The following is a 531-nucleotide window of genomic DNA, read 5'->3' on the forward strand; positions in this document are numbered from 1 at the left end:
GCATATAAATCATGGCGTTGACGGCTGCGAGGGGCGCGTTTCATGGATCACCTGGAGGGTGCGGGCTTGGCGCGGGGAGATCGGGTTGATTTCGACCGCCGTGTGCGTCTGGAGTTCCGTGGTGCGCAGATCAGTTCAGACGGTGGCCTGCTGGTGATGCGCGAGCTTGATGACGTGCTCGGCCTGTCCAATCTGGCGTCGGAGGCGCTGCGAGACAGCCGCACCGGGAAGAACACGCTCCATCGGCTTGACGGATTGTTCCGGCAATCGGTGTTCGGACGACTGGCCGGATACGAGGATGTGAACGATGCCGACCGCTTGGCCCTCGATCCCGTGATGCGTCAGGTCGTTGGCGGCAGGGCCGTCGAGGCGCAAGCTGCTTCGGCATCGCAGATGGGACGGTTCGAGACCGAGACGCTGGCTCTGGCCGCGAACCGGGCGGCGCTGGCCGATCTGAACGGCCAATGGATCGACCGGTTTCATGACCGCAACGGGTTGAAATACATCGTGCTGGACATGGACAGCTCGGTC

At 63.3% G+C, this 531-nt stretch carries 1 protein-coding gene; it reads left to right on the plus strand.

Going from position 1 to position 531, the window contains the following annotated elements:
- Positions 1-42 precede the first annotated feature (42 nt).
- Positions 43-531, plus strand: a 489-nt coding sequence (locus tag SB816_RS29780; RefSeq protein WP_410547964.1) for a transposase, incomplete at its 3' end; no start/stop codon positions are given.

Origin of the sequence: Achromobacter sp. SIMBA_011 (genome assembly GCF_046535435.1) — a bacterium.
Lineage (GTDB): Bacteria > Pseudomonadota > Gammaproteobacteria > Burkholderiales > Burkholderiaceae_B > Achromobacter > Achromobacter dolens.